The organism is Chitinophagaceae bacterium (assembly GCA_016699815.1).
GTDB lineage: Bacteria > Bacteroidota > Bacteroidia > Chitinophagales > Chitinophagaceae > Ferruginibacter.
Map to the genome: position 1 here is coordinate 35,768 of CP065012.1, position 20,382 is coordinate 56,149.

The window sequence follows — 20,382 nt, forward strand, 5'->3', positions numbered from 1 at the left end:
ATACATGTTTGGATTTAAAAAAAATAAGATAAAAAATGATAATGGCTATTTTCCCATTACCGTAGATATGCATTCGCACATCCTCCCGGGCATTGATGACGGCTCGCCGGATATTGCCACATCACTGGAACTGGTAAAAGGCCTCATGCAATTGGGACTAAAAAAGTCTATTGCTACACCTCATGTAATTTCTGACCTGTACCACAATACCCCAGAATCTATTAATAATGCTTTACAGCAATTAAGGGAAGCCCTGCATCAAAACAATATTGCCTACGAAGTAAATGCAGCGGCCGAATATTTAATGGATGATTTGTTTTTGGAATTGCTGGCAAAAAAGAATTTATTAACGCTACAGGATAATCTTATTCTTACGGAATTTTCTTTTGCTTCAATGCCCAGGCAGCCGGAAGAACTCTCGTTTAAAATAATTATGGAAGGTTATATACCCATTTTGGCACACCCTGAGCGTTACAGTTACTATCATGACCAGCCCAAAATGTATGACCGCTTAAAAGAGCTGGGTTTTGTATTACAGGTAAATTTATTGTCACTTACGGGTTATTATGGTAAAGGGCCGTTTAAAGCGGCAAAATATATTTTAGAAAACGGCCTTGCCGGATTTGTGGGTACCGATTTGCATCACCACAACCACCTCAGTGCTTTCTTAGATGCCCGCAACCACAATGTGTTTGAACCCTTTCTTAGCCATAAGGCCTGGAACGAAGTATTGCTTTAAAGATACAGGTAATAATCTTTTAGTAAATGTACAAATTCGGATGTGTATGTCCCGTTTTCATCTTTAATGCTCATTTGCTTAATATCTGCTTCGTTTTTTTTTCGGCTAAACATTTGCATACTTCTAAAATATCCGTGCCGGTTGGTTTGTTTAACATTTACTTCTTTACAACAAAATAAATTATTGGCGTTTGCCAATTGGTTTGTTTTTTTATTGAGAACATAGGGAATTAAAATTGCAGCAATGCCATTTTCTGATAAAAGTTGAGAAATATAAAGAAACAGGTCGCTTAAATTTAGTAAACCCTGGTGTTTTGCAATATTTTTCCCGCTCTCCGGCGATAATAAATTGTTTTCAAAAAATGGCGGGTTACAAATAATAAGATCAAACTTTTGAGCCGTTGAAAATTGCTGCACCGGAATGGGCAATACCGTTAAACGCTTGCCCCAGTTGCTTGCCAGGAAATTTTCCTCTGCCTGCAAAGCCGCACCTGCATTGATTTCTATGGCAGCAATGGCTGCATTTGATTTTTGTGCCAGCATTAGGGTCAATAAGCCTGTGCCGGTACCAATATCTAAAATGTTTTGAATTTGGTTGTCCGTTTCAATTTCATTTGCTACCCATGCCCCAAATAAGCAGGAGTCTGTGCAAACCTTCATAGCACATTTATCCTGTTGTATGCTGAATTGCTTAAAATGAAACACTGGTTAATGAATAATTAATAATGTAAAATTTAGAATTGATAATCTGAAGATAAACAGCAACCCTCTAAACCTTCTAAACGCTCTATACCCTCTAAATAAAAAAAATATAATTTTCCCCTTTACAACTAACTTGCGCTTGGCACCACATCTACTTTTACAAACTCCTGGCGCAGGTATTTATAATGTGCGGCAATGGCTATCATGCCGGCATTGTCTGTACAGTACTCGAATGGCGGAATAAATACTTTCCAGTTTAAAGTTTTGCCAAGCCTTTCTACTTCTTTGCGCAAACCGCTGTTGGCGCTTACACCACCTGCAATGCAAATGGTATTGATACCGGTTTGCAGCGAAGCTTTTTTCAATTTATTGAGTAAAATACTTATAATGCGGTATTGTACCGAAGCGCAAATATCCGCAAGATGGGTATCTATAAATTGTTTTCTCTCTTCTTCGGTAGCCGTAAAAATTTCTTTGTAAACATTTGACTTGCCAGCATTTTGCAAAAAATATAATATAGAAGTTTTTAAGCCGGAAAAACTAAAGTTAAGGCCATCTACTTTTGGTTCGGGAAATGTATAAGCAAGTGGGTTACCGGTTGCAGCATATTTATCAATAAGCGGCCCGCCAGGGTAGGGCAACCCAATGAGTTTTGCCGTTTTATCAAATGCTTCGCCTGCTGCATCATCAATGGTTTCTCCTATAACCTGCATATTATAAGCCGATGTACATTTTACAATTTGCGTATGGCCGCCACTTACGGTAAGGCATAAAAAAGGAAAAGTTGGTTTGGGTTCGTTTATTAGATTTGCCAATACATGTGCATGCATGTGCTGTACTGCAATGAGCGGTTTATTTAATGCCAGCGATAATGATTTTGCAAAACCGGCGCCTACCAGCAATGCGCCAATTAAACCCGGCGATTGCGTAAAGGCAAAAGCATCTACATCACTTAATTGAATGCCGGCTTTATTAACTGCCGCATCTACTACCGGAACTATATTTTGCAAATGTGCCCTGCTGGCCAGTTCGGGAACTACGCCGCCATATTGCTCATGAATTTTTTGTGTAGCAATTATATTGCTTGCAATGCGGCCATTAATGCTTACTGCTGCTGCGGTTTCATCGCAACTGGATTCTATGGCTAATATTACTGGCTCTTGGGAAATGATATTGGTTTATAAAGGTTGTCCAAATGTGAGCAGGTTATTATCCGGGTCGAGCAAAGAAAATTCTTTTTGTCCCCAGGGTTTTACCTGTAAGTGCCCATTAGGATGAATGGATGTATGATTGTTTAATAAAGATTGATAAAGGCCATCTATATCGTTGGTGCGTAAATAAACCTGGCCATAGTTTTCTAAAGGGTTGAGGTTTTTAAATTCAAAAAAATGAATTTGCATTTCATCTTTTTGCATAATAAGGTAATGCATAAATTCCTGGCTGCCGATACAGGTAAAGCCTAATTGTTTTTCATAATATTGCCTGGTTATATCCCGGTTACGCATGGGCAATTTTGGGTTTATGGCTGTAATCATTATACTATGCATTAAAATATCATTAACTTCTTATTGCCACAACAGGATCGAGCCTTGCAGCCCTGGATGCCGGGAAAATGCCGGCAAGTATGCCTACGGAAACACAAATAACGATGCTGATGATGAGCATAGGGATAGAAATAAAAATGGGGAAATTCAACATTCTGGTAGAAATTACCGTTCCGGCAAAAACCATAAGCAACCCAAAGGCGCCACCCAGCAGGCACAGCACAATGGCTTCCACTAAAAATTCAAAAAGGATGCTTCCCTTTTTAGCGCCAATGGCTTTTTTTAACCCAATTACCGATGTACGCTCCTTTACGGTAACAAACATAATATTGGCTATTCCAAACAAACCCACAATAAGGCTAATGCCACCAATAATGCTTCCTATAATATTTAATACAGAAAAAAAATCGGTGATTGCAGCGCTAAAAGCCTGTACACTGTTTAAAGAAAAATTATCTTCCTGCGTAGGGCTTAACCTGCGTACCTGCCGCATGGCACCTTTTAAGTCCTGCACCAGTGCATCCGGTGTTACGTTGGGGTAACCTTTTGCTATTAAAACGGTGTGGCTGTTGTCTTCATTAAAAATTTGCCTGCAAAAATTATAACTCAGCATAATGCAATTATCAAATTTCCAGCCGATAAAATTTACGCCGTCTTTTTTTAAAACGCCTATAATGGTTACTTTCCGTCCCTTTACCGTTACCTGTTTGCCCATTGCCCTTTCTGGATTGCCAAAGAAATCTTCTGCATTTTTATATCCAATTATTCCCACAGGCGAACCTGCCTTAAATTCATTTGGTGAAAAAAACCTGCCGGTATAAAAATGTAAGGGCTGAATATCCATTTGCGATTCCGTAACACCATAAACTGTACTGCCGGTATTTTCAAAATTTTCATAGCTTATTGGGCCGTTGAGTTCCATTAAAAAGGAAATATGCTGCAAAGCCGAGGAACGTTCTTTAACCAAACCGGCTTCTTCGGCTTTCATTGCAGGCCTCGCCCTCAGCTTCCAGTATGGCTTGTCTGGCCCGCCGCTGTAATCCCATTTGTCAATATACACGGTATTGCTGCCCAGGCCTTTTAATTCATTTTGAATATTTAATTCCAGGCTGTTTACTGCAGCCAGTACGCCAATAATGCAAAAAATGCCAAAGGCAATTCCGGTAAGGCTTAGCGCTGTTCTTAGCTTATTCACCGTAAGCTCTTTAAGTGAAAGCTTTAATGAGTTGATTACAATATTTAAGCCTTTGGTCATCACACAAAATTAATTGAAAATAAAGTAAGTTGTGCAGGCAGATATATGTATGGTAAAAGAAAGTTTTTCCGGTTTTAAAAAAAATGTAAGCTATTCTGTAACCGGTTTAATTTTCTTTTTTGAGCTTATCCTTAAACGCCTTTTTAAATTTTTCCAGCTTGGGTTGAATTACAAAACGGCAATAGGGTTCTTCTCCATGAAGCTTAAAATAATCCTGGTGATAATTTTCTGCTTTGTAAAAAGTAGTAAAGGGTTCTATGGTTGTAACAATGGCAGCATCAAATGCATTACTGATTTCTAAATTCTTTTTATATTTTTCAGCAAGTTCTTTTTGCTGTTCATCATGATAAAAAATTACACTGCGGTATTGGGTGCCCATATCGTTGCCCTGCTGGTTTAAGGTAGTAGGGTTGTGGGTTTTCCAAAATACTTCCAGGAGTTCAGCAAAAGAAATTTTTGTGCTGTCAAAACTAATGTTGAGACATTCGGCATGGCCGGTTGCACCGGTACAAACCTGCTTGTACGTTGGGTTTATTACATGGCCACCACTATAACCGCTTTCTACTTTTTCTACCCCGTTTAATTGTTGAAAAACAGCTTCGGTACACCAAAAGCAACCATTGCCAAATGTAGCAACAGAAATATTTTTTACGGTAGTAGTGATTTCCTGCATAGCGGGTTTATTTTGTGCATTGCAATTCAATTGCAACAGTGAAAGAAATAATAAGCAATAATTTTTAATCAATTTGCAAATCAGCATCATGCAAATTACATTGCATAATGTTAAGAAGGATTAAAAAGCAGTGGTTTAGTACTTATTTAAAGCTGTGGATATAAGTTCAAAAGTTTCTGCCTCACTTAATGGCTGCGGCACAAATTGTTGCCCGGTAATTTTTTCGTAAAGTTCAATATACCTGCGGCTTATGGAATGTATCCATTGATCGCTCATTTGGGGCACCTGCTGGCCTTCTTTACCCATAAAATTATTGGCCATTAGCCATTCTCTTACAAATTCTTTACTTAACTGGAGTTGCTTTTCGCCCTTCTGCTGCCTATCTTCAAATCCATCTGCATAATAATACCGGGAAGAATCCGGTGTATGGATCTCGTCCATTAAAACAATTTTATCGTCCAGCAAGCCAAATTCGTACTTAGTATCGGCAAGTATTAAACCTTGTTTTGCCGCAATTTCTCCGCCCCTTTTAAATAATGCAAAAGAGTATTTTTGTATGGTTTGCCAATGAAATGCATCAACCAGCCTTAACTTTAATATATCCCTTAAGCTAATATCCTCGTCGTGGCCCGCATCTGCCTTGGTTGTGGGCGTAATTATGGGTTTGGGAAAAGCATCGTTTTCTTTAAGGCCATCGGGCATAGGTACTTCACAAATTTCCCTTTTTCCGCTTTGGTAAAGGCGCCAGGCATGGCCTGTTAAATGGCCACGAACTACCATTTCTACTTTTACGGGCTCACATTTTTTGCCGAGGCTCACATTAGGAGCCGGGGTTTCCAAAAGCCAGTGGGGGCAAATATCGCTGCAGGCATGCATCATATAAGCAGCAAGCTGGTTCAAAATCTGGCCTTTATGCGGTATGGGTTTGGGTAAAATAACGTCAAAAGCAGAAATTCTGTTGCTGGCAACCATTACCAGTAATTGGTCATTTATAGTATAAACATCTCTAACTTTACCACTATAAAAACCTGTTTGCCCGGGAAATTGAAATTGCTGCATGTGCGAAATTATGACAGGGATTTTAATACTATTTACAAATTTTGAAGTAAATATTAACAGGAGTGCAAAAAATAAAATTTTGCAGTTTAACAACAATGCTTATTTTGCTATTAAAATTAATAACCCAAATTAACCAGAAATGAGAAAAACTATTAGCTCGCTGGTTATGTTTGCGCTTGCCAACTTACTGGTGTCGGTTGCATTTGCCCAAAACATAACTATCAAAGGTAAGGTTCATAACAGTGTTTCAAAGGAAGCTGCATCTGCTGTATCGGTAACAATAAAAGGCGCAGATGACGGCGCATATACCGATGATAAAGGTAATTTTGAAATAACTACCAAAAAAGCCTTGCCTTTAACCCTGATAATTTCTTCAATAGGGTATGAAATGCAGGAGGTTACCGTAGGCGCTGCAAACCAGCCGGTATCTGTATCATTTGTACCTACCAATGTACTAGGGCAGGAGGTAGTAGTATCTGCAAGCCGTGTTTCAGAAAAAATAATGGAAACACCGGTTTCTATTGAAAGGGTTAGCCCGGCAGTAATTCGAAATGCACCTGCAGCCAATTATTATGATATTGTTTCTAATTTGAAAGGTGTAGATGTAACCACATCTTCTCTTACTTTTCGCACACCTACTACCCGTGGTTTTGGTGGAAGCGGAAATGTGAGGTTTAACCAACTGGTAGATGGAATGGACAACCAGGCGCCGGGCCTCAACTTTTCGGTAGGCGCTATTGTGGGCCTTAATGAATTGGATGTAGATAATATGGAGTTACTTTCCGGCGCATCTTCTGCTTTATATGGCCCGGGTGGTATGAACGGAACTTTACTAATTTCCAGCAAAAACCCATTTAAATACCAGGGCTTGTCTTTAATTATTAAAACCGGCCTTATGCATGCCGATGGCAGCGAAAGGAGCCCATCTCCTTATTACAACTGGGCTGTACGCTGGGGCAAAAAAATATCTGACAAATTTGCTTTTAAAATTACCTCAGAGTTAATCCAGGCAAAAGACTGGATTGGTATGGATACACGTAATTTCGACAGGGCAAATGGAAAATTAATACCCGGCAACCGTGCCAATTCTCCCGGATATGATGGTGTAAATGTATATGGCGATGAAACCGTTCAGGATTTATCACCCATTTTACAAAAAATGATTGCAGCAGGGCAAATACCGCCATTCCTTAGCAACTATATTGATAGTATTGTAAGGTATCCCAACAAAGTTTCCCGCACCGGCTATTCCGAACAGGAATTGATGGATCCAAACACCGTAAACTTTAAAGTGGGCGCTTCATTCAACTATAAAATAACCAACAATACCGAGGCCATTTTATCCGGCTACTGGGGAACAGGTAATACTATTTATACCGGTGCTTCCCGCTACTCTATTAAAGATTTTAAAATGGGCCAGTACAAATTTGAAATGAAAAATAAGGTATGGAATGCCCGTGTGTACACTACGCAGGAAAATGCAGGCCAGTCATTTAACCTTGCAGCAACAACACAAAACTATAACGAACTTTGGAAACCTTCTACTACTTGGTATCCACAGTATATTACCACCTATCTTAGCGGCTTAATGAGTGGCCAGGTAGACTCTGCTGCCCATGCCCGTGCAAGAATAGTAGCCGACCAGGGAAGGCCTGCTTTAGGTTCTCCACAATTTAAAGATATGTATAACAAAGTAAGGCGCATACCGGTGCCTAAAGGAGGTGGTTTATTGGACCGGAGCGATTTATGGGGAATTGATGGCAGCTACAACTTAAGCGAATACACCAAATCTTTTGCCGACGTAATTGTAGGCGGAAACTGGAGAAAATACCTGCTGGATTCTGATAGTACTTTGTTTCCGGACCCTGTTGATAAACCCATAGGTATTACTGAATTTGGCGCTTATGTACAAATTACCAAAGAACTCAATAGTTGGTTAAAATTAAGTGCATCGGGCAGGTACGATAAAAACGAGAACTTTAAAGGCCGGTTTACTCCAAGGATTACCGCAGTAATTAAAGCAAAAGAAAATAATAATTTCCGCTTGTCTTATCAAACCGCTTATCGCTTTCCATCTACCCAGCAACAATGGATAGACCTCGATCTTTTCTCATATAAATTAATTGGAGGCAACAAATCTTTTGTTTCTAAATACCATTTTGATACCAACCCTGCGTATTACAGAGATTCGCTGCAAAATGGCGTAGTAAAGCAATGGGATTACCCATTACAAAAACCCGAATCTTTAACTTCATTTGAAGTGGGTTACAGGGGATTATTGCTCGACCAAAAATTAATGATTGATGCCTACGGATACTGGGGTTTTTACCAGGATTTTACCGGTCGTATCAGTGTAATCCAATCCAAATCAGGATCGGGGATACCAGACCTCAATACTGACCAGGTTTACTCTGTGCCCATAAATTACCACGATAATATCAATACCAATGGTTTTGGAATAGGGGTAGATTACAGGTTGCCACGTAATTTTTCTGTAAGCGCTAATTTTTCATCAGATAACCTTGATGTTCCTGCAGGATTAACCGCAAATTTTAACACGCCAAAATACAGGTTAAATTTAGGGGTTGCTAATTCCAGTTTTGGAAAAGATAAAAGAGCAGGATTTGCCATAAATTATCGCTGGCAGGATGGGTTTTATTTTGAAGGCGACTTAGCCAATGGCGACCTACCGGCTTTTCAAACATTAGATGCACAGGTGAGTTATAAGTTTCCAAAAACCAAGTCAATACTTAAACTGGGTGCAACAAACCTGCTTAACGAATATTATTATAATGCAATTGGCAACTCCTATGTGGGTGGCTTGTATTATATAAGCTTTGGTTACAATCTTTATTAAAACAATATTATTTTATTCAATTTAAAATTTGAATTATGCGTTTTAACTATAAAAAAATTAAGCTTGCAGCATTGTCACTTGCGGCAATTGTTGTATTCCTGAGCGCTTGTAACAAAGCGCCTGAAGATATCCTATATACCAATCCGCCATTTGATGACCCAACAGTATCAGCATCGAGGGCTACGCTTGGCGATACGCTTGCCTCATCGCCGTATACTCTTTTTTATAAAATGGTTCAAAGGGCTGGCAAATTAGATACTTTAAAAAGCAGGATTTACAACCTCACGGTATTTGTGCCCGATAATAATGCCATGAAACAATTTGTTGTAGCTGCTTCAGGTGGAGCCGTACCCATTGATGCGCCAGATGCTGTTTTTGAAGGTTTCATCAGTAGTTCTTTACCTGCTGCAACTGCTGCGGCAATTGTAACTTATCATATATTGCCCAATGGGTTAACGGCATCTGATATACCTACTACATTATTTCCCAATTATAAATTTCCCACTATTTTTAATCCTGCACCCACTATAAGTCCATTAGTTCGCTTAGATGCTTATGTTGGCCGCAGTGGTAATGGAATGTGGAAAGATAATGTGCCGGTTATAGGCCCAGATAAGCTTGCAGGAAACGGGGTTATTCATGCCATTGCAGCCGTTAGCCTGCCACCATCACAAGTTTTATGGCAAAGAATTTCTGATGATACCAGCATTGCCTATTTAAAAGCAGCTATTATTCGTGCAGATAGTGGCATGACGGCAACTACACCGGGTAGTTTGCAACATTATTTAAGCGATCCTACCATAGCGCTTGGTGCAAACTTTACCGTTTTTGCCCCTACTAATAATGCCTTTAAAGCCTTAATTTATCAGCTTGCTTACCCAATTGTATGGCAAATGATTTATGACCAGGCTTATGCGGCTATATACCCTGTAGTGTACCAGCAAATTTATGACAATGCAATTGCAGGCGGCGCAACTCCCGATGAAGCTACCGCAATAGCAACTGCACAAGCGCCAGCTATTGCACAAACACAAGCCACAGCTATTGCCGATGCACAGGCTCCGGCAACAACCACTGCTTTAGCTTCCAGCCCTACTATTTTCCAAAACCCGGCCTTGTTCCCGTATTTTTCTGCACAAACGGTTAAAGGTATCGTAGTGTATCACATAATGTCTCAACGTATGTTTACCGTAAATGGTCCAACGACTACAACCTTTAAACCCACTTTACTTAATGGCGCAATACCTTTACATCCGGGAATTGGCATTACTGCAACTTTTGCTGGCCCGTTTGTAACGGCAATGACGGTGAAAGGAGTAGGAGGTGGCGCACTTTACCCGGCAGCTAATGTGCTTATAAATCCATTGCCGGGCGCTACAAGCGACCAGCGGTATATTAATGGCGTATTGCATAAAGTTGACAGGGTGCTTTTGCCGCAATAATATTTTTTATTTAACTAATAAAAAAAGGTTCCCGATACGGAACCTTTTTTTATGGAATATATTGAAATAATATTTTGTTTAAACATTAAACCTGAAATGCATTACATCTCCCTCCTGCACCGGGTATTCTTTTCCTTCAATACGAAGTTTACCATTATCTCCACGCCTTGGTTTGTGGCACACGAAACAATTTTCCGTAATAAAATATCTTATAACTTTAAGCGGTGAAAACAGTACGCAAATCTTGCACCGAAACAAATAAGATTTATTTTTTTACGACAACCATTTATAAATGGCTGCCATTGTTTAATGACAGCGAAAACAAAGCGTTGAAAATAGCGTATTTTAAAGAACTTTAGGAAAGAGATTTGATTAGGGTATAGGCTTTTGTAATAATACTCAACCATATTCACTTTATTTGGGAGCAAATAAATAAAAATAGGAAGGATACAGCGCAGGGTAGTTTTTTGAAATATACAGCCCATATAAAAGTATAAATGAGTATATACTCAATTTTTTTTGTTAATTAAAAAATAATCCTACATTTATTTGGTAATTCGTTTTTGAACCCTTCAATACCTGGCAATGTACCCGAAGGTTCTAATATCAACGCTATCGCTTATACTTGCTGTATTGCTTTGCCATGCACAGGCAGACAGTATTGAAGCAACTATCTTAAAAATCCCCGATAAATTTTTTAGCCAAACAGGCAATAAGATAGATAAATACAGCAAACGGATAACCGGCAAAACAAACAATCTTTAGCGAAGTTAGCACGCTGGGAAACCAAAATTAAAGCGCTGCTGTAAGCGTCCCCTTTTTTCGGTCAACCCAAAATTTTGAGTATAATATACGTGGCTGGCTACTGGGTATGAACAGGCTATATTTAAAAAATGATACCCAAAATAGTTTTTTTGGCTACGAACTGGGCTATAGCGATACTTTAAACAGCTTATTAGGTACCAGTTACCAAAAAGCCCTGTATAATGGAAACATTACCGGAACGGTATGGAGGAGCAAAGGCGATGGCCAGTTGCGTAAATACGATTATAGTTACGATGCCGCAGGCAGGCTTTTGAGCGCCGCTTTTACCCAATTTACCGATGGCGCTTTCAACCTCTCGGCAGGTATAGACTATTCTGTAATGATGGGCAACGGGCAAAGCCCTTCAAGCGCTTACGATGCCAACGGCAATATTTTATATATGGTACAATATGGCTTAAAACTTGGCAGCAGCGCCCTCATTGACAGGCTTAGCTATGCCTATACCAGCTCCGCCAATAAACTTGCCAGGGTAACCGATGCCGTTAACGACCCCAATACCAGGCTTGGCGATTTTAAAGACGGCGCTAATACAGGCGCCGATGATTATTTATACGATGTAAACGGCAACCTTACCCAAGACCTCAATAAAGGCATTGCCAACATAGTATACAACCAGCTCAATTTGCCTGAGTTTATAGACCTTGTAGAAAAAGGAACGGTGCGCTATACTTATACCGCCGCAGGTACAAGGCTCAAAAAACAGGTTTTTAACAGGCAAACTCAAATTACTATTACTACGCTCTATCTTTCTGGCTTTGTTTATGAAACTAAGCAAGATTCGGCAAATAATGTTTTATACAATAACAAATTGCTTTTTTGCGGCCAGGAAGAAGGCCGCATAAGAGCTTTGTACGACAGCCTTAGCCAGCCCGGCTATATTACCGGCTTTGCCTGCGATTATTTTATAAAAGACCACTTGGGCAATATAAGGGCCGTTATTACCAGCCAAAAAAAGGAAGACCAGTACCCACCTGCCAGTATGGAAACCGCACAAGCCACAACCGAAGAAGCCTTGTATGCCAACCTGCCGCAAACAAGAACTTTAAAAACCACGGTGCCCGGCTACCCAGCCGATACTTATACCAGCCCCAATGATTATGTTGCAAAAGTAAGCGGCGATGGAAACAAAATAGGCCCTTCCATTACCCTAAAAGTAATGGCCGGCGATAAGTTCAACATAAGGGTAACAAGCTGGTACCGGCTTAATGGCGCAGCGCCTGGCAACCCTGTAAACCCACTTACCAGCCTGCTTGCCGCAATGCAAGGCGGCGTAGGCGGTGCCGCTGCGGCCAGCCATGGCGCTACTATTGGCGCACAGTTACAAAACGGTAATATACTTACCCCCGCCGCCACCCAGTTTTTAAACAGCCAAACCTACAATAGCCAAAAACCCAAAGCCTTTATAAACTGGATATTGCTCGATGAGCAGTTTCAATACACCGCCGGCGGTTTTGAGCAGGCCGGCAACAATGAAGAATTAAAAGAACATATTTTTAACCAGGTATCCATCACAAAAACCGGTTACCTTTATGTATATGTAAGCAACGCCACACCCAACATAGAAGTGTTCTTTGATAATTTGCAGCTAACGCACAGCCGGGGCACACTGCTCGAAACCAATGAATACTATCCCTTTGGGCTGCTCATGAAAAATATTTCATACCGCAGCCAAAGAGAAGCGGGATTTGCGGAGAATAAATATAAATACAATGCAGGCACAGAACTCAACGAAGAACTGGATGTACAGTATTACGAAACGCCCTTGCGTAATTACGACCCACAAACGGGCAGGTTTAATTGTGTAGATATGCTGGCAGAGCATTATTTTGCATTAACGCCTTACCAGTTTGGGTTTAATAATCCTGTTTTTTTTAATGACCCTACGGGTGCGCTCACAAAAGCCGAGTTTAATAAGTTAATAGAAACACTATGGGGAAGCAATTATGGTGGCCATTGGAGCGCAAAGGAAAATACAGGTACTTTTGAATATGGAGGAGGATCGTATTCTTTTTACGGCAGTGCCGATGAAGCTTTTGGGGCAGGAGCAGGCCTTATGGCAGATAATGGTTGGTGGGGGCTTAATAAAGGATGGGCAACAAATTTTGAAAGTGCATTGCAGGCATACAATGGAGGAAAATTTACCCCGGGTATGGTTACAGGTTATTATAGGCAAAAATGGGAAAGCCAGCAGGCATATAATATCAGCAGCGATTATTCGCCCAATGGTAAAGGATTTAATACGGTGTACAACTCCGAGTATATTGGTACCATGGAAAATGTCATTAGTGTTTATTCCTCCATGCAACAAATTATAAAGTTGTTTGGAGGGTATTTTGGTGGAGGCAATGGGAATAGTGTAAGCGACAACGAATGCCTAAAAAGTACTCAAACAGGATTAGGCGCACTTGATGTTGCTAATGGCGCTAAGGAAGAAATGATTGAATATGCTGCAAAATCAAGCCCGACAATAGGCCAACTTAATTATACTAAAGCAATAAAAGTTGCAAGCAAAGGTGTGTTTGCAGCTCAGGCTGTAATAAGTATATATCAGTCTGGTAGTGCATGGAGGAATAAAGATAGCAACAAATGGGGAGTAACAAAAAAAGCTAGCTTAGATATTGCAATTGGTGCAATTTCCCTTTGGGGTGGGCCTATTGGATGGGGGATTGGCGCTTTGTATTTTATAGGAGATGCAGCTGGATGGTGGGGAAATTGGGGTGAACCAACCTATTCATCATACCATATAATAAATCCGTAACCATGAAAAGATTTTATCGGTATATTATATATAAATTGTACAGTTATGGCCTTAAAAAAAACAATGACACACCAATTGCTAATGTCATTATAACATTGGCATTTGTTCATTTTATTCAATTGTTTATACTATATAATATACTGTTAATTTTTTTTCCCTTGATAGATATATATTCAAAAATTGATAAAATATATGTAGGAATATTTTTTTTGTTATTTATGGGGTCTCATTATTTTATTTTTTACAACAAAGTGCGCTGGCAATATTATTTAGAAGAATTTAAAAATGAAACTGACGCCGAAAAAAGGCGTGGTTGGTGGTTTGTAAGAATTTACCTTATCGGCAGTATCTTGCTTTTTTTTATATTGATTCCAGTATTGTTTAGATAATGTATCAAACATTTTGAATACTATCCCTTTGGGCTGCTCATGAAAAATATTTCATACCGCAGCCAAAGAGAAGCGGGCTTTGCATACAATAAATATAAATACAATGCCGGCACAGAACACAACGAAGAACTGGAAGTACAGTATTACGAAACGCCCTTGCGTAATTACGACCCACAAACGGGCAGGTTTAATTGTGTAGATATACTGGCCGAGCATTATTTTGCATTAACGCCTTACCAGTTTGCAGGCAATAACCCGGTAAGTTATAATGATCCCTTTGGTGACCAGTTTACGCAAAATGGGCGGCTGCAACAAGGGCCAGATGGGGAATATCATGTAGGCTGGTTGAGTGATATGATGTGGGAAAATCAAAATTCATTTAGTTGGAATGAATGGGGAAGTAGTGGCGGAAGTGGTGATTATAGCGCATATTGGGCATTTTTCATAGATGCAAATTTTGGGAATGGCGAAGGAAAGCCAACAAGTATTGTGTCAAATATCCCAGGGTTTGGCCAAGCTTATTTTGGTAATGTAAACGGAATGTGGGGCTTTTTTAATAGTATTACTAATGCAGCTTACACAGGAGGTAACAGTGAAATAAATGCTTTGTCTGCTACATTAATGAGCTTAGCTTCAAGTAGTAATTCTGTAGTAAGTGGTCGTTTTTTTGAAATGCTCACTGGAAGTATTACTCATAATATATTTACTGATAGAAACTTGATAAGTACTTTAAATGGAGTTGAAAGAGATATTTCAGGAAATGCTATAAGTACTAACACATTTTTTTCCACACAGGCAAATGGCGGAGTTCAAGAAAATAGAATTTCAAATAATGGAGCGACATATTATAGAGCACAATTTGCAGCAGACTTTCTGAGTAGTACCTATCTCAATGCTAAATATGGCACTGTATTTCCATCCAATCAAATTGCAAATGGCTATTTTAATAATGGTACTGTTTATTGGCTACAGGGCAACCAATCGAGCCAAAAACCATTATATGGAACACAAGGGCAATTCGTCCAATCTTCCAAAAACGCAGCTGATTGGGCATATATTGAAAATGTAACACTAAGTCAATACGGTTATCCACAACGAACTTTTTACATGAGTTTATTTATGAGTGTGGGAGGCAACCAATTGGAACATTCCCGATTAGGCCATTCTGGTGGATTAGGCAATTTTTATGGTATTTTTATGTTTAACAATTTCCACTTTTAAATATTTTGATATGAAAAATATTTGTTTATTAATGGTTATTATGTGTATGAATGTTTCATTGTTGGCAAATGCTAATAAATTTTCTTTTGAAGATAGCACTTTGCGCCAACGATTTATTATGAGTATACTTCAAGAATATGAAATGGAGGGGAGATGGATTTTTGTTAAGGTTGATTCTTTGTATAAGTTGAAAAATAACTACGAAGTGATTAATCCTCAAATACTTTATAATTCTAATGCGTCGCAAACTACTTATTATGATAAAAAAATATTTTTATTTGATGCTTATGAGGCTTTAACACAGCAACCAGTATTGGAGCGTTACCCCAATAGACCACTGATAAAAGGAATAAAAGTAAATATGAAGATTTATAAAAAATTATTAAAACTGCCTATTGAAAAAATATTAATTACTTATTTTAATAGAGATAAAACATTAAAGAAGAAATATCAAAAATGTTTGTATGAAATAATAGCCGTGTGTTATACCAATAATGTAAAGGTAATAACACCCAGTAATGCTCAACCATACTACCAGATTTTTAAATAGTAGCTTTATGAATTAATTTTCCTACGCTATTTTATGCCACACAAACCAACAATTTACATATATTAACATGTGCAAACGATCAGCAATTCCAATGGGTAAATTTAAAAAAAATACTTAGACCTATAATCATTTGCAAACATTCTAAACCAAAATACAACTTTGAATAGCATTACAAAAGCCCATACTACCGGAGCACAGCAGATCAGTAAAGCTGTTTCCCGAAATCGGGCTGTATTCGATTTCGGGGGCCTTTTTTTGTTACTTTTTTGGGCAGGCAAAAAAGTAAAGAACAAAAAATAAAACCTACAAACCACTTGCGCTTACTCATAAGCCAAAATGTTTTAATTTTATACAATACGCCGCCAGCGGTTTTGAGCAGGCCGGCAACAATGAAGAATTAAAAGAACATATTTTTAACCAGGTATCCATCACAAAAACCGGTTACCTTTATGTATATGTAAGCAACGCCACGCCCAACATAGAAGTGTTCTTTGATAATTTGCAGCTAACGCACACCCGGGGCCCACTGCTCGAAACCAATGAATACTATCCCTTTGGGCTGCTCATGAAAAATATTTCATACCGCAGCCAAAGAGAAGCGGGCTTTGCAGAAAATAAATATAAATACAATGGCAAAGAAGAACAAGCCAATGAGTTTAGCGAAGGCAGCGGACTGGATATGATAGACTATGGCGCAAGAATGTACGATGCACAAACCGGCCGCTGGCAGGTAATAGACCCACTTGCCGAAATGAGCAGGCGCTGGACGCCCTATAATTACGGCTATAACAACCCCATACAGTTTATAGACCCCGATGGCCGGCGGCCGGTAACACCCAAAGAAGGAGGCTGGGACCCAACAGCAACGCTTGATTTGCAAAATAAATTAAACAACTCAAGATATGATTGGAGCGGTTTAAATGAGAGAGAACGCCAGGCAGCAATAGCCTCAGAATGGGCTGCATTTGTAAATATGGTGATGGGAAGTGGTGATGGTGGTATAGAGAATAAGCAGGCTAACGGCGGTGTGCAAGTGCAAGGAATGGGAAGTTACTTTATAAAAAATACAGGGAAAGGAGATTATTGGTTTTATAATAAAGGTTCAGCATTTACCGGACCACCAACTCAATTTGCACAAAAAGTATTGAACGCAATAAAATTAATTGGCAGTATTTTAGATGAGGAAATTCAAGGGAGACTAAATCAACTTTTAAATAATTCAGATAAAATAATCACAATTGAAGAAGGCCTCCATAATTTTAATGAAAAAAACGGCACGCTATCTTGGTTGCCAGATGAGAAAGGCTATGTAATGTATAATAATGGAGGTGATATTTTTACAAGTGGATTTGGTAAAAAAAATCGAGATCCGGATTTGGAATTAGCTCATGAACTTATAGGTCACGGTTGGCAATACATTAACAGATTTTTAAATTTTGAAAGAATGTTAGAATTTAGAGAAAACGGTAAAGTGATAGGAAGAGCTCTAAAGGCAGAAGCAGATGCAAGTTCAATAACTACCAGGGCAGCAATGAAATCAGGTCGCCCTGAAATGTGGCAGCCTGTGTACATTGAACAAGTATCTGAAAAAAATAGATCACTAAACATTAATATGAATTATCATGTAATACCAAAAGATTATTTTATTAACAATAGAGAATCTCAAAATCCATTATATTATCAACGCTGGTAAATAAAAAGTTATGAAAAAGAATATTATATTTTTTCTGATAATCTTAATTCATCAATCGGTATTTGCGCAAATCTGTATTGAAAAAAAAGTTGATAAGATTTTTGATCAAAGGTTCAAGGCAAATTTTTATATTATTATGCCTGTAGAAACTCTAAACTATGAAAAAGCAAGATTATTAATTACGAAAGAATGGTTTCGAAATTATGTTACTATTCTTAATACTAATTATTTAAATAATGATAGCATTAAACTCTATTTAAAGAATTTATTAATGGGGAAACAAAAAATGTATTTTGATGAATATTTATTTGGTGAATATTATGATAAGCCTCAATATTTAATAATTTCTGATAAGAATAAAAATGATATCTCATCGAAAAAAAAGAAATTAATTTTTTTAAAAAAATATCTTATCCCATATTCACCCGAAACAAAGTTTTACAATATTATTACCACTCTTCCTAACCCTATGAGGAGATATGATTTTATGATAGAGACACTTTTTAAATTAAATTATTTACTTGCAGAGGGTGATCAAGTAATAGGAGTTATTAAAGTTGATTGCGAAAATTAAAAATATGTTTTTCGCCTCACTATCGCAAGTGTTCAGCGCAAGCTGATCACTTGATGCCTCCTAAATCAGCCGTTTGTAACGGGATTATGAAACCCAGAAGATGATTATATTTACTGAAGTAAAAATTATGGTGGATGTCATTTTTTCCCATACGGCAGCCATTGCCAATCTTTTAACCGGTTGCCAAATGTTGGGTATTACAAACTTTACAAAAAAATTTATTTGAAAATAGAGGCAAAAAAATACAACTATTCGGCTGGGTATATTTGCAGGCATACTAATCTAACTTTTCATTGTTTTTTTACACAAAACCAAAGCAACATTAGCACAGCGCATCAACAAAAATGCAAAAAATTCCGCCTAAGCGTAGCATTACCAATGCTCATGCTACCAAAGAACAAATGTTGCGTAAAGCTGTTTCCCCAAATCGGGCTGTATTCGATTTCGGGGGCCTTTTTTGTTACTTTTTTGGGCAGGCAAAAAAGTAAAGAACAAAATTAAAAAAAAACGCAGAGAAAAAAGTCCGCAGAGTTTCCGCAGAGTTTCCACAGAGTTTGTTTTAATTGTAGGCAACAAGAAAACTATTGACATTCTAAAAACGATTTATGGCTTAACCATACCATTACCCCCAGTTTAAAGAGACATCATTGATGCTTTTAGATAAAACGAATGAGCAGAAATTAATTCTAATACTGTTTGATTGATTTTGGGTGTCCTACTGATGAAGTCCGGAGCTGGCGCACTTTACCCGGCAGCTAATGTGCTTATAAATCCATTGCCTGGCGCTACAAGCGACCAGCGGTATATTAATGGCGTATTGCATAAAGTTGACAGGGTGCTTTTGCCGCAATAATATTTTTATTTAACTAATAAAAAAAGGTTCCCGATACGGAACCTTTTTTTATGGAATATATTGAAATAATATTTTGTTTAAACATTAAACCTGAAATGCATTACATCGCCGTCCTGCACCGGGTATTCTTTTCCTTCAATACGAAGTTTACCATTATCTCTGCAGGCAGCTTCGGAGCCGTAATGGATAAAATCAGTATAACTGATTACTTCTGCTTTAATAAATCCTTTTTCAAAATCGGTATGGATAACGCTTGCAGCTTGTGGCGCTTTCCAGCCCTTATGTATCGTCCATGCTCTTACTTCCTGCACACCAGCAGTAAAATAGGTAGATAGGTTCAGCAGCTTATAAGTAGAGTGGATAAGCCTGTCCAATGCAGGTTCAGTCATTTTATATTCTTCCATAAACATGGCTTTGTCCTCAGGGTTATCAAATTCGGCAATCTGTGCTTCTATAGCATTGGTCATTATTATTACTTCGTTGCCTTCATTTTTAACGGCTTCAATTAGCGCTGCCGAAAATTTATTGCCGGTATGCATACTTGCTTCATCTACATTGGCTACATAAAGTACGGGTTTTAATGTAAGTAAAAACAAATCGGCAATAGCCGGTTGCTCTTCTTTCGTTAATCCCAATGAGAGAATGTTTTTACCTTTTTCCAAATGCTCTTTACAGCGAATTAAAATATCCAGTTCTGCCTTTGATTTGGGGTCGTTTTTGGCAATTTTTTCGGTACGTTGAATTTTCTTCTCCACACTTTCCAGGTCTTTCAATTGTAATTCTGTTTCAATAATTTCTTTATCGCCTACGGGGTTTATCGGGCCCTCATCTCTTAAAATATTTTCATCTTCAAAGCACCGCACCACATGAATTATGGCATCAACCTCCCTAATATTGGCCAAAAATTTATTGCCCAGACCTTCTCCTTTGCTTGCGCCACGTACCAGGCCGGCTATATCCACAATTTCAATTTGCGTGGGTACTACACGTTCGGGCTTTACCAGTTCTTCCAGCTTTTGCAGCCTTTCATCGGGTACATTTACCAGGCCCGTATTGGGCTCAATGGTACAAAAGCGGTAATTGCTTGCCTGCGCTTTTGCGCTGTTGCTCACCGCATTAAAAAGGGTTGATTTTCCTACGTTGGGCAACCCAACTATACCTGCCTGTAATGCCATATCAGTTGAAATTTATTTTTTTTGCGCCGCAAAGGTAAGTTTTTTATGCTGTGTATTTACTTTAATAAAACAAT

At 38.6% G+C, this 20,382-nt stretch carries 16 protein-coding genes and 1 pseudogene; 9 read left to right on the forward strand and 8 right to left on the reverse strand.

What is annotated here, in order from left to right; translation table 11 throughout:
- Nucleotides 1-4 precede the first annotated feature (4 nt).
- Nucleotides 5-739: a hypothetical protein gene (locus IPO46_00200; protein QQS63078.1), complete on the forward strand. Its 735-nt coding sequence runs from the start codon at nt 5-7 to the stop codon at nt 737-739.
- Here the strand turns inward: IPO46_00200 and IPO46_00205 are convergent.
- From IPO46_00205 to IPO46_00230, 6 genes are all read right to left on the reverse strand, one after another.
- Nucleotides 736-1,398 (reverse strand): methyltransferase, encoded by a 663-nt coding sequence (locus IPO46_00205; GenBank protein ID QQS63079.1) that lies wholly within the window; start codon nt 1,396-1,398, stop codon nt 736-738. The genes IPO46_00200 and IPO46_00205 overlap by 4 nt on opposite strands.
- Nucleotides 1,399-1,568: 170 nt before the next feature.
- Entirely contained in the window at nt 1,569-2,609 is a 1,041-nt protein-coding gene (gene tsaD / locus IPO46_00210) for a tRNA (adenosine(37)-N6)-threonylcarbamoyltransferase complex transferase subunit TsaD (protein ID QQS64274.1), read from the reverse strand.
- 9 nt (nt 2,610-2,618) lie between these two features.
- Nucleotides 2,619-2,975 (reverse strand): VOC family protein, encoded by a 357-nt coding sequence (locus IPO46_00215; GenBank protein QQS63080.1) that lies wholly within the window; start codon nt 2,973-2,975, stop codon nt 2,619-2,621.
- Between the two features lie 22 nt (nt 2,976-2,997).
- On the reverse strand, nt 2,998-4,239 hold the full coding sequence (locus IPO46_00220) for an ABC transporter permease (GenBank protein ID QQS63081.1): 1,242 nt from the start codon (nt 4,237-4,239) through the stop codon (nt 2,998-3,000).
- Between the two features lie 106 nt (nt 4,240-4,345).
- Complete coding sequence (gene msrA, locus IPO46_00225; GenBank protein ID QQS64275.1) at nt 4,346-4,999, reverse strand: peptide-methionine (S)-S-oxide reductase MsrA; 654 nt, start codon at nt 4,997-4,999, stop codon at nt 4,346-4,348.
- Nucleotides 5,000-5,047: 48 nt separating this feature from the next.
- A complete protein-coding gene (locus tag IPO46_00230) occupies nt 5,048-5,971 on the reverse strand; it encodes a phosphoribosylaminoimidazolesuccinocarboxamide synthase (GenBank protein ID QQS63082.1) in 924 nt (307 codons plus the stop codon).
- Nucleotides 5,972-6,110: 139 nt separating this feature from the next.
- On the opposite strand from IPO46_00230, the gene IPO46_00235 reads away from it, so the two are divergent.
- A complete protein-coding gene (locus tag IPO46_00235; protein ID QQS63083.1) occupies nt 6,111-8,828 on the forward strand; it encodes a TonB-dependent receptor in 2,718 nt (905 codons plus the stop codon).
- Nucleotides 8,829-8,863: 35 nt separating this feature from the next.
- On the forward strand, nt 8,864-10,270 hold the full coding sequence (locus IPO46_00240) for a fasciclin domain-containing protein (protein ID QQS63084.1): 1,407 nt from the start codon (nt 8,864-8,866) through the stop codon (nt 10,268-10,270).
- A 78-nt stretch (nt 10,271-10,348) separates the two neighbouring features.
- Here the strand turns inward: IPO46_00240 and IPO46_00245 are convergent.
- Nucleotides 10,349-10,429 (reverse strand): annotated as a pseudogene (locus tag IPO46_00245) (DUF933 domain-containing protein).
- Between the two features lie 426 nt (nt 10,430-10,855).
- On the opposite strand from IPO46_00245, the gene IPO46_00250 reads away from it, so the two are divergent.
- The 6 genes from IPO46_00250 (at nt 10,856) to IPO46_00275 (ending at nt 18,280) form a co-directional block, all read left to right on the forward strand.
- Nucleotides 10,856-11,035: a hypothetical protein gene (locus IPO46_00250; GenBank protein ID QQS63085.1), complete on the forward strand. Its 180-nt coding sequence runs from the start codon at nt 10,856-10,858 to the stop codon at nt 11,033-11,035.
- 106 nt (nt 11,036-11,141) lie between these two features.
- A complete protein-coding gene (locus IPO46_00255) occupies nt 11,142-13,853 on the forward strand; it encodes a hypothetical protein (protein QQS63086.1) in 2,712 nt (903 codons plus the stop codon).
- 428 nt (nt 13,854-14,281) lie between these two features.
- Entirely contained in the window at nt 14,282-15,463 is a 1,182-nt protein-coding gene (locus tag IPO46_00260; protein ID QQS63087.1) for a hypothetical protein, read from the forward strand.
- Nucleotides 15,464-15,473: 10 nt separating this feature from the next.
- On the forward strand, nt 15,474-16,013 hold the full coding sequence (locus IPO46_00265; GenBank protein ID QQS63088.1) for a hypothetical protein: 540 nt from the start codon (nt 15,474-15,476) through the stop codon (nt 16,011-16,013).
- A gap of 565 nt (nt 16,014-16,578) precedes the next feature.
- On the forward strand, nt 16,579-17,706 hold the full coding sequence (locus IPO46_00270) for a hypothetical protein (GenBank protein ID QQS63089.1): 1,128 nt from the start codon (nt 16,579-16,581) through the stop codon (nt 17,704-17,706).
- Nucleotides 17,707-17,716: 10 nt separating this feature from the next.
- Nucleotides 17,717-18,280, forward strand: coding sequence for a hypothetical protein (locus IPO46_00275; protein ID QQS63090.1), 564 nt, complete (start codon nt 17,717-17,719; stop codon nt 18,278-18,280).
- A gap of 930 nt (nt 18,281-19,210) precedes the next feature.
- On the opposite strand, the gene ychF is transcribed toward IPO46_00275, so the two are convergent.
- Nucleotides 19,211-20,308, reverse strand: coding sequence for a redox-regulated ATPase YchF (gene ychF / locus IPO46_00280; GenBank protein QQS63091.1), 1,098 nt, complete (start codon nt 20,306-20,308; stop codon nt 19,211-19,213).
- Nucleotides 20,309-20,382: the final 74 nt, after the last annotated feature.

Excerpts from the sequence above, each read along its gene's own strand:
- IPO46_00220 (QQS63081.1), bottom strand. The coding sequence starts at position 4,239 with ATGACCAAAGGCTTAAATATTGTAATCAACTCATTAAAGCTTTCACTT.
- IPO46_00235 (QQS63083.1), top strand. The coding sequence starts at position 6,111 with ATGAGAAAAACTATTAGCTCGCTGGTTATGTTTGCGCTTGCCAACTTA.
- IPO46_00275 (QQS63090.1), top strand. The coding sequence starts at position 17,717 with ATGAAAAAGAATATTATATTTTTTCTGATAATCTTAATTCATCAATCG.
- ychF (QQS63091.1), bottom strand. The coding sequence starts at position 20,308 with ATGGCATTACAGGCAGGTATAGTTGGGTTGCCCAACGTAGGAAAATCA.
- IPO46_00215 (QQS63080.1), bottom strand. The coding sequence starts at position 2,975 with ATGATTACAGCCATAAACCCAAAATTGCCCATGCGTAACCGGGATATA.
- IPO46_00205 (QQS63079.1), bottom strand. The coding sequence starts at position 1,398 with ATGAAGGTTTGCACAGACTCCTGCTTATTTGGGGCATGGGTAGCAAAT.
- IPO46_00240 (QQS63084.1), top strand. The coding sequence starts at position 8,864 with ATGCGTTTTAACTATAAAAAAATTAAGCTTGCAGCATTGTCACTTGCG.
- IPO46_00200 (QQS63078.1), top strand. The coding sequence starts at position 5 with ATGTTTGGATTTAAAAAAAATAAGATAAAAAATGATAATGGCTATTTT.
- IPO46_00260 (QQS63087.1), top strand. The coding sequence starts at position 14,282 with ATGAAAAATATTTCATACCGCAGCCAAAGAGAAGCGGGCTTTGCATAC.
- IPO46_00230 (QQS63082.1), bottom strand. The coding sequence starts at position 5,971 with ATGCAGCAATTTCAATTTCCCGGGCAAACAGGTTTTTATAGTGGTAAA.
- msrA (QQS64275.1), bottom strand. The coding sequence starts at position 4,999 with ATGCTGATTTGCAAATTGATTAAAAATTATTGCTTATTATTTCTTTCA.
- IPO46_00270 (QQS63089.1), top strand. The coding sequence starts at position 16,579 with ATGAAAAATATTTCATACCGCAGCCAAAGAGAAGCGGGCTTTGCAGAA.
- IPO46_00265 (QQS63088.1), top strand. The coding sequence starts at position 15,474 with ATGAAAAATATTTGTTTATTAATGGTTATTATGTGTATGAATGTTTCA.
- IPO46_00250 (QQS63085.1), top strand. The coding sequence starts at position 10,856 with ATGTACCCGAAGGTTCTAATATCAACGCTATCGCTTATACTTGCTGTA.
- IPO46_00255 (QQS63086.1), top strand. The coding sequence starts at position 11,142 with ATGAACAGGCTATATTTAAAAAATGATACCCAAAATAGTTTTTTTGGC.